Source organism: Bradyrhizobium sp. SZCCHNRI20481 (genome assembly GCF_032485055.1).
Classification (GTDB): Bacteria; Pseudomonadota; Alphaproteobacteria; order Rhizobiales; family Xanthobacteraceae; genus Bradyrhizobium.
Genome location: NZ_JAUEUE010000024.1, coordinates 17,208 through 33,159 on the forward strand (window position 1 = coordinate 17,208; position 15,952 = coordinate 33,159).

Sequence of the window (15,952 nt, forward strand, 5' to 3'; positions counted from 1 at the left end):
GCAACTGAACCGCAAATCGCCTCGAACCTTTAACCGGGCGCTGATAGTGTTCCGAGCCGGCAGCAGAGAGGTAACGATGCATGGGGCGGCTGAGCACGCATATTCTGGATACGGTCAGGGGCAAGCCCGCGGCCGGCGTCGCGATCGATCTCGATGTCCTCGAACCGGACGGCTCTTGGCGCCGCGTCAAGCAGGTCCGGAGCAATGCCGACGGGCGCACCGACCAGCCGATGCTGGCGGACGATGACTTCGCCACCGGCACCTACATGCTGACCTTCCATATGGGCGCCTATTTCAGGACCCACGGCCTCGCCTCGGGCGATCCGCTGTTTCTCGATCTGATCCCGCTCCGCTTTTCCGTCGCCGATGCTGGCGCGCACTACCATGTGCCGCTGCTCGCGACGCCCTGGAGCTACCAGACCTATCGCGGGAGCTGAGCCGGATGAGTGCTGACGTCTATCCCCGCGATATGGTCGGCTACGGCCGCACGCCGCCGCATCCGCGCTGGCCGGGCGATGCCCGCGTCGCCGTGCAGTTCGTGATCAACTACGAGGAGGGCGGCGAGAACAACATCCTCCACGGTGACGCCGCCTCCGAAGCCTTCCTGTCCGAGATCGTCGGCGCCCAGCCCTGGCCGGGCCAGCGCCACATGAATATGGAGTCGATCTACGAGTTCGGCTCGCGCGCCGGCTTCTGGCGGCTGTGGCGGATGTTCACCGCGCGCAAGCTGCCGGTCACGGTATTTGCAATCGCCACCGCGATGGCACGCAATCCGGACGCCGTGGCTGCGATGAAGGAAGCCGGCTGGGAGATCGCCTCCCACGGCCTGAAATGGATCGACTATCGCGATGTCCCCGAGGCCGACGAGCGCGCCGATATCGGGGAAGCGATCCGGCTCCATACCGAGCTGACGGGCGAGCGGCCGCTCGGCTTCTACCAGGGCCGCACGTCGGAGCGCACGCTCGACATCGTGTTGAATGAGCAGGGCTTCGTCTACAGCGCCGATTCCTATGCCGACGAATTGCCGTACTGGATCGCGGGGCCGCACGGCCCGCAACTGATCGTGCCCTATACGCTCGATGCCAACGACATGCGCTTCGCCACCCCGCAGGGCTTCAATTCCGGCGACCAGTTCTTCGCCTATCTGAAGGACAGTTTCGATACGCTCTACGCAGAGGGTGCGGAGAGCCCGCGCATGATGTCGGTCGGGCTGCATTGCCGCCTGGTCGGCCGTCCCGGGCGCGCGGCCGCGCTGGCGCGCTTCCTCGACTACATCACGGGTCATGACAAGGTCTGGGTCGCGACCCGGCTCGACATCGCCCGGCACTGGATCCGGACGCATCCGCCGGCCGGCGCGTGGCGGCCGTCGCAGATGTCACGCGTGCTGTTCGTCGAGCGCTATGGCGACATCTTCGAGCATTCGCCTGAAATCGCCGACCGCGCCTATCGCGCCGGCCTCACCGCCTTTGACGACGCGGCCGACGCGCTGCATACGACGCTCATGAACGTCGTCCGCACCATGAGCCGCGACGAGAAGCTGAAGCTGATCCGCGCCCATCCGGAGCTCGCCGGCCGCGAGGCGCTGGCGGGTGAGATGACGAACGACTCGATCGGCGAGCAGGGTCGGCTCGGCTTCACCTCGCTGTCGCGCTCCGAGTTCGAGCGCGTCGCCGACATCAACCGCCGCTATCGCGACAAGTTCGGCATGCCGCTGATCGTCGCTCTGGCGCTGCACGCCGACCGCCCCTCGGTCATCGCCGAGATGGAGCGTCGCATCGGCAACGACCCGGACACCGAGATCGCCAACGCCATCGACCAGATCGGTCACATCACCCGGGCCCGGCTGGCGAAGAAGTTCGATCAGGACTGAGCGAGGATCCGCTCTGCGTCGGCAGCGACATCGAGCAGCAGGCGGTCGCGGCCGCGGGCCGCGATGAGTTGCAGACCGAATGGCAGTCCGTGAACGTTGGTGCCGCAGGGGATCGAGATCGCCGGCACGCCGGCGTGATTGGCGTAAGGCGTGAACACCGCATGCGCGCGCGGGCTCACCGGCTTGCCGCCGATCTTGGATGGGCCGAGCTGCGTGAATGGCCAGGCGACGCAGGGCACGGTCGGCGCCAGCAGCACGTCGGCCTGCGTGAAGAAGCTTGCGAAGGCCCGCGCGATCTGCGCGCTTGCCTCGAGCGCACGCGCGACATCGGCGCCGCTCAGGCCGAGCCCGCGCTCGATCTGCTTGGCGATATCTGGATCGAATTGCGCCGGATCATTGTGGAAGGCGTCGCCGTAGAGCGCGGCCAGCCCGGCATGCTGGAGCGGCATCACCGCGTCCTCGGCAAGGCCCGCCGGCCAGACGGGATCCTTGTCGACAATCGGCATGCCGCCGGCGCGGAGGCGGTCGACCGCCCGCTGCAGGCCAGCGCTGATGTCGCCATCGACCGCGACGTCCAGCCCGAGCCGCGGCGAGAACGCCACGCGCAGCGGCGTTGCATGATCCGCCGCGGCCACATCGAACGTATCAGGATCGCGCGGCTCGGCGCCGGCCATGATCTCGAACGCAAGCCTAGCATCGCCGACATCGGCCGCAATTGGCGCAATCACCGAGATGCGCCAGAATGGCTCGGGGAATCCCGGCCCGTAGGGAATGGCACCGAACGACGGCTTGAAGCCGACCACGCCGACATGGGCCGGCGGCCGGCGGCTCGAGCCGCCGGCATCGGTGCCGATCGCGAGCGGCACGAGCCCAGCCGCCACCGCAACGGCGGGACCGCCCGACGAGCCGCCGGGCGTGAGCTGCCGGTCCTGCGGATGAACAGTCGGTCCGAACAGCTGCGAGGTCGTCACGCCCTTGCAGGCGAACTCGGAGGTTGCGCCGACGCCAACGATCACGGCGCCAGCGCGGCGCAGCCGCGCGATCGCGATCGCATCCTCGGGCGCGATGAAATCAGCGAACAGCCGCGAGCCCTGCGTGATGCGCCAGCCGCCGACCCAGATATTGTCCTTGACCACGATCGGCACGCCGGCGAGCGGCATTGCTTCGCCGGCGGCCACGCGCGCATCGACGGCATCGGCCTCGGCGCGCGTTCGCGCCGGATCTGTCGTGACGACGGCGTTGAGGTCACGGGCCGCGGCGATGCGCGCCAGCGCCTGCTCGGCGATCTCTCTGGCGGTGCTTTGCCGCGCCATGACGGCGCGTGCGATGTCACTTGCGCGCATGGGATCGCTCCATCAGCAGCACGGCCGCGCCCGCGGCCGCCGTCAATCCGAGTGCGACGAAGCTGCCGCCGAGTCCCACGCGGGGCGTCAGCAAGGCGACGAGCAGCGGCGCGGCGACGAGGCCGAGAAACGAGGCGGTGAGCACCGCACCTGTCGCCTCGGCGACGCGTCCGGGCTTGGCGAGATTGGCGATCTCGGCGATGAACACGCCGTTCCAGCCGCTCGCCGTCAGCCCGAACACGATCGTGAGCAGGACCAGGATCGACCGGCTCAGCAGCGGCCCGCAGAGACCGAGCAGCAGCGCGCAGACCGCCATGCCGACGCCTGCCATCACCAGCACGGTCCGCGCCGAGCGCAGGCGTGTCGCGACCACGCCCCAGCCCAGCCGTCCCATCAGACCGGCGCCTTGCGCCGAGGCCAGCACCCAGCCGGCCTCGACATGGCTGAGCCCGAGCTCCGCCGTGCCGAAGCTGACGAAGCAGGTGTTGAGGATGACCTGCATGCCACTGAACGGAATCGAGGCGACCGCGAGCGCGGCCATGCGGCGGTCGGCGCTGATCAGTCGCAATCGATCGAACAGGCCGAGCCGCGGCATGGCCGGCGGCGTGATCGCATAGGCCGGCCGCAGACGCTCGAAGCCGGCGAAGGCGATGGCGGCGCAGACGATCACGGCGGCATAGGCGGAGCTCGGTGCCAGCAGCACGGCGATCGGCGGCAGCAGCAGCGAGCCGACCACCGCGCCGATCTGGCTGCCGGTCTGCCGGATCGAAAACACCATCGCGCGCTTCTCGGCCGGCACGAGACGTCCGAGCAGCGCTGAGCTTGCCGGTGTCTCCGGTCCGACCGCGAGCCCCAGCATCAGCCCGGCGCCGAGCAGGGCCCATCCACCCTCGAACAGGGCCAGCGACATGCCGGCGCAGACGGCGACCGCGCACAGCGCTGCGACGCGCAGCGAGCCGACGCGTTGGACCAGCGTGCCGCCCCAGAACGAGGAGACGAGGCTGATGGTGAAGGCCGCGGTGGAAAACAGCGACAGCTGCTCGATGCCGAGGCCGGCGCGCGGCGCGACGACGCCCGGCGCGAATAGCGCCAGCGACACCAGGGCCTGCAGCGCGGTCATCGCAGCGACCGCAGGCCACAGCGGCGCCGCTGGTGCTGACGCTTGCTTCGCGGCTATCATGCCGCGACAACCTGATGGCGGAGCACGAAATGGCCGGTGGAATCTCGGTTCATGCGGTTGACGTGGCGAACGGGCGCCCCGCGCGTGGCCTGCGCGTCGCGATCTGGCGCGTGACGCCGGATCGCACGCTGCTCGCGGAGGGACAGCTCGGCGCCGACGGCACCTTGCAGGCGCCGGTCGTCAAGGGTGACGGCGTCATCGCCGGCGAGTATGAGGTGCTGTTTCATGTCGGCGAGTTCTTCGGGGTTGGCGCTCAGACGAAATTCCTCACCACAGTGCCGTTTCGCTTCGCGATCGACAAGGTCGAGGAGCACTTTCACCTGCCGCTGAAATTCACCCCCTGGGGCTATTCGATCTTCCGTGGCGCTTAGGGAAGCGCGTCTGACGCTATATCGTAAACTCAACGAATAAGTTGCCCCGACGGTCGAGCCCGTCAATCAGTCGCTGGTCATGCCCGGGCTTGTCCCGGGCATCCACGTCCCTCAGCGATCGCCGGCCGACGTGGATGGCCGGGACAAGCCCGGCCATGACGGCTTGGAGTTGGACGGGCACGAACTCCCAATTTCAGGAAGGGGCACTCAGCCTCAGCCCGTCAGCCGCTTCGACAGGCCGGTGGTGCGCTCCATGACCGCCATCAGCGCGATAGTGCCAATGATCAGCACGCTCGACAGCGCGGCGATGGTGACGTCGAGCTTGCCTTCGAGGTCCTGCCACATCCGGATCGGCAGCATGTCGGTGGCGGCATCGCGCAGGAACAGCGACACCGGCACGTTGTCGAACGACGACATGAAGGCGATGAACGCACCGGAGATGATGCCGGGGCGGATCAGCGGCAGCACGATGCGGCGGAAAGTATAGAGCCTGCTGGCGCCGAGGATCGCCGAGCTTTCGAGCAGGGTCGGCTCGAGCTGCGCCAGCGCGGCAACGGTGTTACGCACGACATAGGGCACGCAGACGATGGTGTGGCCGATCACCAGCGTCAGCAGCGACACCGGCAGGCCGATCAGCGAGAAGAACATCAGCGCCGCCAGGCCGAAGGCGAGTGCCGGCAGTACCAGCGGCGACATGAACAACGAGTCCAGGAGCTTCGCCGTGAGCGTCTTCGAGCGCGAGATCGCCAGTGCCGCGGCGACGCCGAGCACGATCGACAGGCCCGTCGACCACAGTGCGACGACGACGCTGTTGCGTGCTGCGAACTGCAGCTGCCAAGCGTTCCACAATTCGACATACCATCGCGTCGAATAGCCCGGTGGCGGGAATTTCAGCGAGAAGCCCGAGGTGAACGAGACGATCACCACGACCAGCGACGGCGACACGATCAGGATGAGCGCCAGCACGGCGATGACCGTCATCACGATCTGGAAGCTCAGCGCTTCCCAGTTCCGCTGCCGGCCGCTCATCTGGCGTCTCCATAGCCGCGAGCACGGCGGCCGAGTGTCGAGAACAGCGCAACGATGGCGAGCACCGCGAACAGGAAGATGATCGAGATCGCCGCCGCGAACGGCCAGTTCTGCAGGGTCGAGGCCTGCTGGTAGAGATACATCGGCATGAACAGCATCTGCCCGCCGCCGACCAGGGACTGCGTGATGAAGGCGGTGATCGCGGCGGCATAAGTCAGGGTGCAGCCGGCGATGATGCCGGGCATCGACAGCGGCAGCATCACCTTGACGAAGGTGCGCCAGCTACCGGCGCCGAGTGAGGCCGAGGCGTCGGAGAGATTGGGATCGATGCGGCCGATCGCGGTGATCAGTGGCAGCACCATCAGCGGCATCTGCACCTGCGCCAGCGCCGCGATCAGTCCGCCCTGGGTGTAGATCATGCGCAGCGGCGTGCCGATCAGGCCGAGCGATTGCAGCACGGAGTTGATGATGCCCTGCCGCCCGAGGATCACGATCCAGGCGAAGGTGCGGACGACGACGCTGGTGAGCAGCGGCAGCAGGACGATCATGATGATCAGGGTCTGCACCCGGCTGCCCGAGCGCTGATACAGCCAGGCGATGGGATAGCCGAGCACGAGACAGGCGAGCGTCACCTCGGCGCCGAGCAGCAAGGTCGAGCCGAGCACGGCGAGGCTGAAGGGGTCGGTCAGGAACTTGATGTACTGGCCGAGCCCCCACACCGTCGCCGCGGTGTCGTTGTGCAGCGAGAGATAGAGCAGTTGCGCCAGCGGCAGCACGAAGAAGATCGCGAACACCAGGCCCAGGGGCAGCGCAAGCCCCAGGCCGAAGCTGGTCACGTCTCCAGGTGCTGTCGTGGCGCTCTTCATCGCGTCAGATCTTGATGTCGCGGTTGAACTTCTCGATCCAGGACGCGCGCTGCTCGTTGATCTTCTTCCAGTCCTGGAACACGAACTTCTTCTTCAGCTCCGCGGTGTCCTTGGCCAGCACCTTGGCGATCTCGCCGGTCATGGCCACCTTGGTGTTGGTCGGCACGATCAGATAGGGCGAGTTCATCAGCGTGGTCTGCACTTCCGGCGACAGCGCCGCCTCGATCAGCTTGAAGGCGAGCTCCTTGTTCGGCGAGTTCTTGACGATGTGGATCGTGGTCTTGAAGGCGATGGCGCCTTCCTTGGGCGCCACGAACTCGACCGGCACGCCACGCGCTTTCAGGATCTGGATGGCGTTGAAATTGCCGGGCGAGATGTCGATCTGGCCTTGCTGGAACAGGGTCGCCAGGGCGCCGGGATTGGCGGCGACCGCGGCGAGGTTCGGCTTCAGCTCCTCCAGCGCCTTGAAGCCCTCGTCGACATTGGCCTCGGAGCCGCCGCGCATGCGCGCGATCTCGACCAGCCAGCCGGTGCCGAGCGTCGAGTTCAGATTGGTGATGCCGACCTTGCCCTTGAACTCGGGCTTCCACAGGTCGGCCCAGGAAGTTGGCGGCGTCTTCACCGTCTCTGGATTGTAGGTGAGGCCGACGACCTGGAAGAACGGCGCCGGGCCCATCGCGTCCTGCGCTTCCGGAATCAGGTCCTTGAAGTACGCGCTCTTGTCGGCCGGGAACGGATCGACGAGATCCTGGCCGATCGCGACCAGCGCCGGACCCGGATCGTGCAGCATGACGTCGATCGGCGGATTGGCCTTGGCCGCATTGACCTTGGCGATCTGATCGACCGACAGCATCGGGTCGAGCACGATGGCGGCATCGGCATTGGCCTTGCGGAACGCCGGCACGAGGACCGCCTTGTGCGCCTCCTCCCAACTGCCGGTGAAGGTCGCGAACACCAGCGGCCGCGCCTGCGCGAGGCTCAGGCCCGGGAAGGCGTGCATGGCTCCCAGCGTCAAGGCGCTGGTCAGGAGCCGGCGGCGATCAAGCATCATGTTTCACTCCGATGTGTCTGTTGGTCTATTGCGGGAAGACGGTGGCGAGGCCGGGTGCGATCGGTGCGACCCGCACCGGCGCGCCGGCATCGCGCAGTGGCGTGTCGCCGGTGCGGGCCTGCGAAATCTTGATGCTCGAGCCGTCGCTGGCCTTGATCTCATGGACCACGGTCGCGCCGAGCGGCAGCGCCATGCCGATCTCGCCGGCAAAGCCGGTGTCGTCGCTGACGAAGGTGAGATGCTCGGGACGCAGGCACACGGTGACCTTGTCTGAGGCACGTACCGGGGTGGGGGCGCGCGCGATGATCTCGCCGCCGGCCTCGAGGCCGACCTTGACGCTATCAGCGTCGGTCGCGATCACCGTCCCCTTCATCTTGTTCGCGGTGCCGACGAAGCTGTTCACGAACAGCGTCTGTGGCTGATCGTAGATCTCGGAGGGCGTGCCGAACTGCTCGAGATGGCCGTGACTCAGCACGGCGACGCGGTCGGCCATCGACAGCGCCTCCTCCTGGTCGTGGGTCACGATCAAAGTTGTGATCCCGGCCATGCGCTGCAGCCGCTTGACCTCGATCTGCATGTCCAACCGCAAATTCTTGTCGAGCGCGGCGAACGGCTCGTCGAGCAGCAGGATCGACGGTTTGATCGCGAGCGCGCGCGCCAGGGCCACGCGCTGTTGCTGGCCGCCCGACAATTGCCGCGGCAGCCGCTCACCGAACGGGCCGAGCTGCACCATGTCGAGCAGCCGCTGCGCCTCCCTGTTGCGCGTGGCCTTGTCGACGCCGCGCGCGGCGAGGCCGTAGCCGACATTCTCGGTGATCGAGAGATGCGGAAACAGCGCGTAGTTCTGGAACACGATGCCGACCGCGCGCCGGTTGGGCGGCAGCGCATCGACGACGTCGTTGCCGATGATGACGCGCCCCTCGCTCTGGCCGATGAAGCCGGCGATGATGCGCAGCAAGGTGGTCTTGCCGCAGCCCGAGGGCCCAAGCAGGGCGATGATCTCGCCGCCTTTCACGTCGAGATTGATATCGGATACGGCCATCGTGCCGCTGGCGAAGCGGTGGGTGATCCGATCCAGAACGAGCGACTTGGCTTCCGATACGCTGGCCATGGGCTTCCTGCTCAACTGATCTGAAAAAGCAAGAAGCGTGCCGCCTTTTCAGGCAACGAAGGCGGCTTGTGTACAGAAGAGAAAGTGGGGGTATGGGAGTATGACGGGATTCGCCCGAGCTCGCAGCTAACAAGATCTGGCTCGCTCTCTCCCCACGTCATTCCGGGCTCGCGCCGACAGCGTCCCGGAATGACGTGGGGAGAGAGCGTTGCGACTCACACGGCCCAACTACCCGTCGCGATGCTCCAGCCGCGCCGCGAGCGCTTCCGTCAGGCCCGTCGTCGGCTTCGCGGCCGGGCGGCGGAAGGTGCCGGCGGTGGCCTTGCGCATCTTCAACGCCAGCAGTGCCTCGGCCTGCTTCACCGCGGCGATCACCTGATCGACCACGGGCACGGGAATGCGGTGCGCGACGCGGGCCGCGAGCCCGGAGAGCGGTGCGCCGGCGAAGATCAGCACGTCGGCCTCGTTCTCCTCCACCGCGCGCAGCGCCAGCTCGACCAGCAGCTCTTCCTTCTCGTGCTGCACGTCGGAGATCTGCTTGAAGCTGCCGTCGAGCATGCGGATGCCGGCGCAGCGCTCCATCAGGCCGTGCATGCGCACGCACTCCTCGTACCAGGGACCCAGCGCCTGCGCGAAGGTGACGATGGCGAAGCGGCGTCCGGCCATGCAGGCGGTCAGCATCGCCGCCTCGGCAAGCCCGATCACCGGCACGTCGAACAGCTCGCGGGCCGCGAACAGGCCGGGATCGCCGAATGCGGCGATGATCGCGGCGTCGAAGCTGCCGTTGCGCTCCGCCAGCATCTCCAGCGCGACGGCGCCGCCGATCTGCGCCTCCGCGCGGGTTGCGATATAGGGCACACCGCGCGGCGCGGTGCAGGGGATCAGGGTCGTGCCGGGCGCGGCGGCGTCGCGGCCGACCTGCAGCATCAGGTCGGTGATGTCGGTGCGGATGTTGGGATTGAGCAGCAGGATGTTCATCGGGCGCCTGATGGTCGGAAATGCAAGATTGCCGGAAATGCGAGCGCCTTGTCCACGCCCGGCGCAGCCTATCATGTCATCAGGATCAGGCGCGTGGGTCGCTCACTTGCTGGTCACATGCACGGCCGGCGTCGCGCCGCCGTTCCATTGACCGCCGATCGCGCGCTCGATCTGGGCCGCGAGCTGCAGCAGCAGGCCGTCATCGGCCTGCTTGCCGATCGCCTGGATGCCGAGCGGCAGGCCGTGCTCATTGGTGGCGAGCGGCAGCGAGATCGCCGGGACGCCGCAGAGATTGGCGAGCGGCGTGAACGCGAAGTTGCGCCACAGATTCTCGAACCAGTCGAGCACGTCGGGATTGTCGCTGATGGTCAGGTATTCGGTGGTGCCGATCTTCGGCGTCGGCAGTGCCGTGACCGGCGTCAGGATGATGTCCCAGTCCTCGAAGAACGCGCCGAAGGCGCGCGACGTCGTATTGAACACCGCCTGCATCGCCGCACGCTCGGCGAAGCTGGTGCCCTTGCCCGCTTCCCAGATCCGGATGTTGATCGGCTCGATCAGGTCGGCTGGCGGCCGCTCGAGCTTGCGTGATGCGAGCAGGTTGTTGATGACGATCGCGAAGTTCGAGATGTAGCAGGTGGTCTGGGCCGCGAACGCCTGGCGGTAATCGACGTCGGGCAGCGCGTAGCCGACGTGGTGGCCGAGGCCTTCGAGGACTTTGCCCACACGCTCCAGCTCTGAAGCAATATGCGGCGTGGCGCGGTAGTCGCCCCATTGATGCGACAGCGCAATCCTCAGCTTGCCGGGATCGCGCTTGATCAGCTCGACATAGGGCTCCGGCGTGGTCCAATACGGCATGAACTCGCCGGGCGCGCCGCCGCGGCAATGATCGACGAATGCCGCGGTGTCGCGCACGCTGCGCGACTGGCAGCCCTGGATCGAGACTAGGCCGCTTAGATCCGACAGATGCGGCGCGATCGAAAACACGCCGCGCGAGACCTTCAGCCCGATATTGCCGTTGACGCCGGCGGGAATGCGGATCGAGCCGCCGCCGTCGGTCGCATGCGCGATCGGCACCACGCCGGCGGCGACCATTGCCGCACTCCCGGCCGACGAGCCGCAGGTGGTATAGTCGGTATTCCAGGGGTTGCGCGTGACGTAGACGGCCGGGTTCTCGGCCGAGCTGCAGACGCCGAACTCCGGCGTCGTGGTGCGGCCCATCAGATTGAGGCCGGCCTTGCGCATCTTCGCCGTCAGGTGCGTGTCGGCGGCGGGTCGGTTGCCGCGCATGAACAGCGAGCCCTGCTCCTGCAGCCGTCCGGCCATGGTCGGCCCGAGATCCTTCATCAGGAACGGCAGGCCGGCGAAGGGGCCTGCGAGATTGGCGCCTGCCTTGCCCGGATCTTCCACGGCATCGGCGAAGACTTCGACCACGCCGGACAGCGCGGGATCGACTTTTGCGATTGCCTCGGCGGCCTGCCTTGCCAGCTCCGCCGCCGTCAGCTCGCCGCTGCGAACGCGCGCCGCCAGCGCCATGCCATCATGCCGGGCCCACTCGTCCCAGCTCATCGCCAACGTCATCTGTCTTCCGATCCTTGCGCGCCGACCATCGATGCTACGCGTTCGAACGGTGCGATGATCAGGCGCTGTTCCACTTCCGGCGCCGCGAACCTTAGTTTGCACGAGAGCCAAGTCAATCAGTCGCCCTGCATGCTGCCATACGATCCTATCATGCGGCGCGGCCGACGACCGTCCACAATGAAGCCGACATACGAGCCGTTCCGGAAAACGGGACCGCAGCCCGCGGCGCCGGACGTTGACGCTCGTCAAGGCCAGCGCATGGCGCGCGTGCTTGATGGGGTCATGGATATCCTGACCTTCGGTGCGGCGGGCGCAGCGCTGCTCGTTACGCCCGGCCCAACGAACACGCTGCTCGCCACTGCCGGTGCGAGTCGTGGCGTGCGCGCCTCCGTTCATCTGCTGCTCGCCGAGCTTGCCGGCTATCTGCTCGCGATCGCGACGCTGCGCATCACGCTCGGTCCGCTCGTCGCGACCGCGCCGCTGGTCGGATATGCTCTTCGTGTCGTGGTCGTGCTCTATCTGCTGCACCTCGCTGCCGCGCTCTGGCGCCACGGCAGCAGCAGCGCAAGCGATGCGGCGCCGGTCACCCTGCGCGGCGTTTTCATCACGACGCTGTTCAATCCAAAGGCCATCATCTTCGCTTTCACCTTGCTGCCGCTGGAAGGCGATGCGGCGAGCCTATGGCCGTTCTTGGTCGTGCTCGGACTCTCGACTGCGACGATCGGAGGAGCCTGGATCGTGCTCGGCGCGACGCTGCGCTGCGGCCTCGGGCATGTCGTGCCGGCGTCGCTCGGCTATCGCTGCAGCGCTGCGGCCCTGGCGCTGCTGGCCTGTGTGATCCTGGCGCCCGCCCTTGGCGCGCTGTGAACGGTTCCGCGTGTTACTGGTGCTGCCAGCGGGCGCGCGCGCAGGCTAGACGACGCGGCCTGCAGCATTCGATTCGGATGCCGCAGGCCGCGTCGCGAAGCTATCAAGGACCTAGTTGAAGGCCATCGGCGCCGCGCTGGCCATCCAGCCGTCCGGCCTCGTGTTGCGGGCGAGCCGCTGATAGCTCGGCGCACGAACCTCGCGCGTGACACGAGCCGCCGCGCCGAACATCGCGGAACCGCCATTCGGGTTCACGATCGTGTAGCCGGCGATCGAGCGGGGATGTTCGCGGGTGACGTGGCCGCCGGAATTGCCGTCATGCACATACCAGATGTTGCCGGCGACCTGCTGCTGCAGGATCATGACGTGGCCGGACCGGACGGCAGCCATTCCCGGTGCGGGAGCTGCGCGCGGAAAGCGACGCCAGTTCGACGCGAGATTCAGCTCGGGAACGACCCGGCCGAACGTGTAGAGCGACGCTTCGCAGCCGCAAAATGCATGCGGACATCCCGATGGGCGGCCGCCGACGACGCGACCTTCGCCGGGAATCGAGGCCATCGCATTCATGTAGGAGTGGTGACGGTGCGAGTAGTGATGATGATGATGACGAGGACGCGCCTCGGCTTGAACGGAGAGAGCCAGCAATGCGGCGACGACAATAACAACGCGGTACATTCGGAGGACTCCTGTACGCTGTGAAATCCCCCTGCCGCGCGCCAATCAACGTCCAAACTTGTCCTCAAGGTGACCGAATCACCCCTGAGCCATGCAAATGCGGGACGGCGCTGCCCGCTCAGACTGGTTCCAAATCATTCGGAATGATTGACTCTCGACGTCGAGGATGACTCACAACAATTGAATGTTCCGCTTTGGGAAGGTCAGACTACCTACTAACAGCGCGGCGACCGCGGCTGGCCTTCAGTCGTCCTGATAGCTGCAAGGATGCAATCAGGATAAGCAATCAGGACAAGTAACATCCTCCACGCGTGCGGCGCTCTTGGACATTCCGTTCCAGACCACGACAGGAGATCGTCATGATCACGTTCCGCGGCAGCTGCCTCTGCGGCCAGGTCGGCTTCGAGGTCGACGGGCCGTTCGACAAATTCCTCAATTGCCATTGCTCGCGCTGTCGCAAGGCCAGCGGCACGGCGCACTCCTGTGAGGTCATCGTCAAGGCGGCGGCGCTGCGCTGGCTGCGTGGCGAGGCGAACGTCACGCGGTTCGACTTGCCCCGGGCGCGCAGTTTCGCCACCGCCTTCTGCAGCACTTGCGGCAGCCCGATGCCACATCTGACGCGCAGCGGCCGCGAGGCGATCATTCCCGCCGGAGGCTTCGATGAGCCGCTCGGCGCCGTTCCCGATCGCCACGTGCATTGGGCGTCACGCGCCGACTGGTACGTCGATGGTGATGGGCTGCGCGTCGAGGACTGACGCGATCAAGAATGCCGCTCGTCGGGCGACTCATGTCCCTCGTGCCGAGATCGGACAAGCCTGTCGAGGCGTCAGATACGCCCGATCGCCGCTGCGTCCGGAATCCGATTTCACGAGCAAGTTCAGGCTGATTTGGGCTGTCCAGTCCCGGCAGAAAAAATATCCCGCTTGGCAATTTCGGAAAATCATGATTGTTTGTCGCTGTCCCGCCTCATCGACGAGGGGCGCTGCGCGGTCGTCACGAAGCGTGGAGGTGGGATGTGATGGGCGGGCCGGTTTGCAGCGTGGTCATTCGCGCGGACGAACAACATCGGCTCGCACGGTCAAGTCGCGTGGTCCTGATACTCCGATGCCAGTATCAAGCCTGCGCCGGCGCCAACGGCGCCGCGTGGGTGACGGTGACCAGAAAGCCCGGCGCACCGGGGAGAATGCGAAGCAGCCGTTAAAGCCATCGCGCAGGGAGGGCCGGATCGTCCGGCTGGACCTGTGGTACCTGCCGCCTGCATTTTTTGAGCAGGCGGGCCACGGGCCTCAGTCGAGGTCCGGCCTTCCCTGCACCCTCGCTTTGGAGAGGGTGACTGCAAGAGCAATACTCGGACGCGAAAGCGGGTGCGAGGATGAGCTGCCACGCCGGCAAACTTCGTGGCCATCCCGCGCAGCGATGACGCAGTGATAAGGTGACAGGCCCACCGAATACTCCCGTGTCGTCCCCGCGAAAGCGGGAACCCATAAACACCGAAGCCTGCGCTGGACCGAGCTGGAGCCACAGCCGCGCATCATCACTGACGCCGCGGAGTATGGATCCCGGCGTTCGCCGGGAAGACAGCGGAGGATACGGCGAGCGATGACAACGCGGCACGGAAGCCCCTTTCCCATTGACCCCCTTCTCGATTGGCCTATCTCTTCAACACCGCAAAGAAACGGAACTGGATACCCTGATGACCGCACATCCGCGCAACTTCGATGCCGCCATCGATCCCGTCAAGCTCGACCGCCTGGCCGAGGTGGCGGTGAAGGTTGGCCTGCAATTGCAGCCGGGTCAGGATCTGCTGCTGACCGCGCCGTCGGTGGCGCTGCCGCTGGTGCGCAAGGTCGCCGAGCACGCCTACAAGGCCGGTGCGGGAATCGTGACCTCGTTCTTCTCCGACGAGGAGCTGACCTTGGCGCGCTACCGTTTCGGTCATGACAACAGCTTCGATCGCGCCGCCGACTGGCTCTACCAGGGCATGGCCAAGGCATTCTCTGAGAATACGGCGCGGCTCGCCATCGTCGGCGACAATCCGATGCTGCTGTCGGGACAGGATCCGGCCAAGGTGGCACGTGCCAGCAAGGCGAACTCCAAGGCCTACCAGCCGGCGCTGGAGAAGATCACCAATTTCGAGACCAACTGGAACATCATCGCCTATCCGAGCCCGTCCTGGGCCAAGCTGGTTTTCCCGGACGTGCCAGAGGAGGTCGCGGTGGCGAAGCTCGCCGATGCGATCTTCGCCGCGTCGCGCGTCGACCGCGAGGATGCCGTGTCCGCCTGGGAGCGCCACAACGCGGTGCTGCGCGAGCGCACCGGGTGGCTCAACGGCCAGCGCTTCAGCGCGCTGCATTACACCGGACCCGGCATGGACCTGACGATCGGTCTCGCCGACGACCACGAATGGGAGGGCGGCGCCTCGACCGCCAAGAACGGCATCACCTGCAATGCCAACATTCCGACCGAGGAAGTGTTCACGACGCCGCATTGCCGCCGTGTGTCGGGTCACGTCGTCAGCTCCAAGCCGCTGTCCTATCAGGGCACGCTGATCGACAACATCCAGGTCAGGTTCGAGGAGGGCCGCATCGTCGAGGCCAGGGCCTCGAAGGGCGAGGAGGTCCTGAACAAGGTGCTCGACACCGACGAGGGCGCGCGCCGGCTCGGCGAGGTCGCGCTGGTGCCGCACTCCTCGCCGATCTCCAAGAGCGGCCTGTTGTTCTACAACACGCTGTTCGACGAGAACGCCGCCTCGCACATCGCGCTCGGCCAGTGCTACTCGAAATGCTTCATCAACGGCACCTCGCTGTCGCCGGAGCAGATCGCCGCCCAGGGCGGCAACCGAAGCCTGATCCACATCGACTGGATGATCGGCGCGGCCGACACCGACATCGACGGCCTCCATGAAGATGGCCGTCGCGTGCCGGTGTTCCGCAAGGGCGAGTGGGCCTGACGCATGACGGGCCGGCGTCACGCGTGCACCGGCCCGAAACGAGCCGCGAGCGATGCTCGCGGCGGTGTCGTCGTCGGTCGAAC

General features: G+C 66.5%; 15 protein-coding genes. 6 read left to right on the forward strand and 9 right to left on the reverse strand.

Annotated elements, in window-relative coordinates; all coding sequences use genetic code 11:
- Nucleotides 1–80: 80 nt before the first annotated feature.
- Both uraH and puuE read left to right on the forward strand, forming a co-directional pair.
- On the forward strand, nt 81–437 hold the full coding sequence (uraH, locus tag QX132_RS30730) for a hydroxyisourate hydrolase (RefSeq protein WP_315783850.1): 357 nt from the start codon (nt 81–83) through the stop codon (nt 435–437).
- Nucleotides 438–442: 5 nt separating this feature from the next.
- Nucleotides 443–1,870, forward strand: coding sequence for an allantoinase PuuE (puuE, locus tag QX132_RS30735; protein ID WP_315783848.1), 1,428 nt, complete (start codon nt 443–445; stop codon nt 1,868–1,870).
- Here the strand turns inward: puuE and QX132_RS30740 are convergent.
- Complete coding sequence (locus QX132_RS30740) at nt 1,861–3,213, reverse strand: amidase (protein WP_315812515.1); 1,353 nt, start codon at nt 3,211–3,213, stop codon at nt 1,861–1,863. The two genes, puuE and QX132_RS30740, sit on opposite strands and share 10 nt — an antisense overlap.
- Nucleotides 3,200–4,393, reverse strand: coding sequence for an MFS transporter (locus QX132_RS30745; RefSeq protein WP_316163636.1), 1,194 nt, complete (start codon nt 4,391–4,393; stop codon nt 3,200–3,202). The genes QX132_RS30740 and QX132_RS30745 overlap by 14 nt, the downstream gene beginning before the upstream one ends.
- Nucleotides 4,394–4,422: 29 nt before the next feature.
- Here QX132_RS30745 and QX132_RS30750 point away from each other — a divergent pair, with 29 nt between their 5' ends.
- Nucleotides 4,423–4,764 carry a hydroxyisourate hydrolase gene (locus QX132_RS30750; protein WP_315772685.1) on the forward strand — a complete coding sequence of 114 codons (342 nt, stop codon included), beginning with the start codon at nt 4,423–4,425 and terminating at the stop codon, nt 4,762–4,764.
- A gap of 213 nt (nt 4,765–4,977) precedes the next feature.
- On the opposite strand, the gene QX132_RS30755 is transcribed toward QX132_RS30750, so the two are convergent.
- From QX132_RS30755 to QX132_RS30780, 6 genes are all read right to left on the reverse strand, one after another.
- A complete protein-coding gene (locus QX132_RS30755) occupies nt 4,978–5,793 on the reverse strand; it encodes an ABC transporter permease (RefSeq protein WP_316163637.1) in 816 nt (271 codons plus the stop codon).
- Nucleotides 5,790–6,659: an ABC transporter permease gene (locus QX132_RS30760; RefSeq protein WP_316163638.1), complete on the reverse strand. Its 870-nt coding sequence runs from the start codon at nt 6,657–6,659 to the stop codon at nt 5,790–5,792. The genes QX132_RS30755 and QX132_RS30760 overlap by 4 nt, the downstream gene beginning before the upstream one ends.
- 4 nt (nt 6,660–6,663) lie before the next feature.
- Nucleotides 6,664–7,710 (reverse strand): ABC transporter substrate-binding protein, encoded by a 1,047-nt coding sequence (locus tag QX132_RS30765; protein WP_315772671.1) that lies wholly within the window; start codon nt 7,708–7,710, stop codon nt 6,664–6,666.
- Between the two features lie 25 nt (nt 7,711–7,735).
- Nucleotides 7,736–8,821, reverse strand: coding sequence for an ABC transporter ATP-binding protein (locus QX132_RS30770; RefSeq protein WP_315734869.1), 1,086 nt, complete (start codon nt 8,819–8,821; stop codon nt 7,736–7,738).
- 228 nt (nt 8,822–9,049) lie between these two features.
- A complete protein-coding gene (locus QX132_RS30775; RefSeq protein ID WP_315797131.1) occupies nt 9,050–9,799 on the reverse strand; it encodes an aspartate/glutamate racemase family protein in 750 nt (249 codons plus the stop codon).
- 102 nt (nt 9,800–9,901) lie between these two features.
- The gene (locus QX132_RS30780) at nt 9,902–11,377 is read right to left on the reverse strand and encodes an amidase (protein ID WP_316163639.1); all 1,476 of its coding nucleotides are present in this window, start codon (nt 11,375–11,377) and stop codon (nt 9,902–9,904) included.
- A 282-nt stretch (nt 11,378–11,659) separates the two neighbouring features.
- On the opposite strand from QX132_RS30780, the gene QX132_RS30785 reads away from it, so the two are divergent.
- Nucleotides 11,660–12,244 (forward strand): LysE family transporter, encoded by a 585-nt coding sequence (locus QX132_RS30785; RefSeq protein WP_316158830.1) that lies wholly within the window; start codon nt 11,660–11,662, stop codon nt 12,242–12,244.
- A 111-nt stretch (nt 12,245–12,355) separates the two neighbouring features.
- On the opposite strand, the gene QX132_RS30790 is transcribed toward QX132_RS30785, so the two are convergent.
- On the reverse strand, nt 12,356–12,919 hold the full coding sequence (locus QX132_RS30790; RefSeq protein WP_316163640.1) for a hypothetical protein: 564 nt from the start codon (nt 12,917–12,919) through the stop codon (nt 12,356–12,358).
- A 359-nt stretch (nt 12,920–13,278) separates the two neighbouring features.
- Here QX132_RS30790 and QX132_RS30795 point away from each other — a divergent pair, with 359 nt between their 5' ends.
- Together QX132_RS30795 and QX132_RS30800 are read left to right on the forward strand one after the other, a co-directional pair.
- Nucleotides 13,279–13,674, forward strand: a complete 396-nt coding sequence (locus QX132_RS30795; protein WP_315783836.1) for a GFA family protein — start codon at nt 13,279–13,281, stop codon at nt 13,672–13,674.
- Between the two features lie 938 nt (nt 13,675–14,612).
- On the forward strand, nt 14,613–15,869 hold the full coding sequence (locus QX132_RS30800) for an aminopeptidase (protein ID WP_315734857.1): 1,257 nt from the start codon (nt 14,613–14,615) through the stop codon (nt 15,867–15,869).
- The last annotated feature ends 83 nt before the right edge of the window (nt 15,870–15,952 follow it).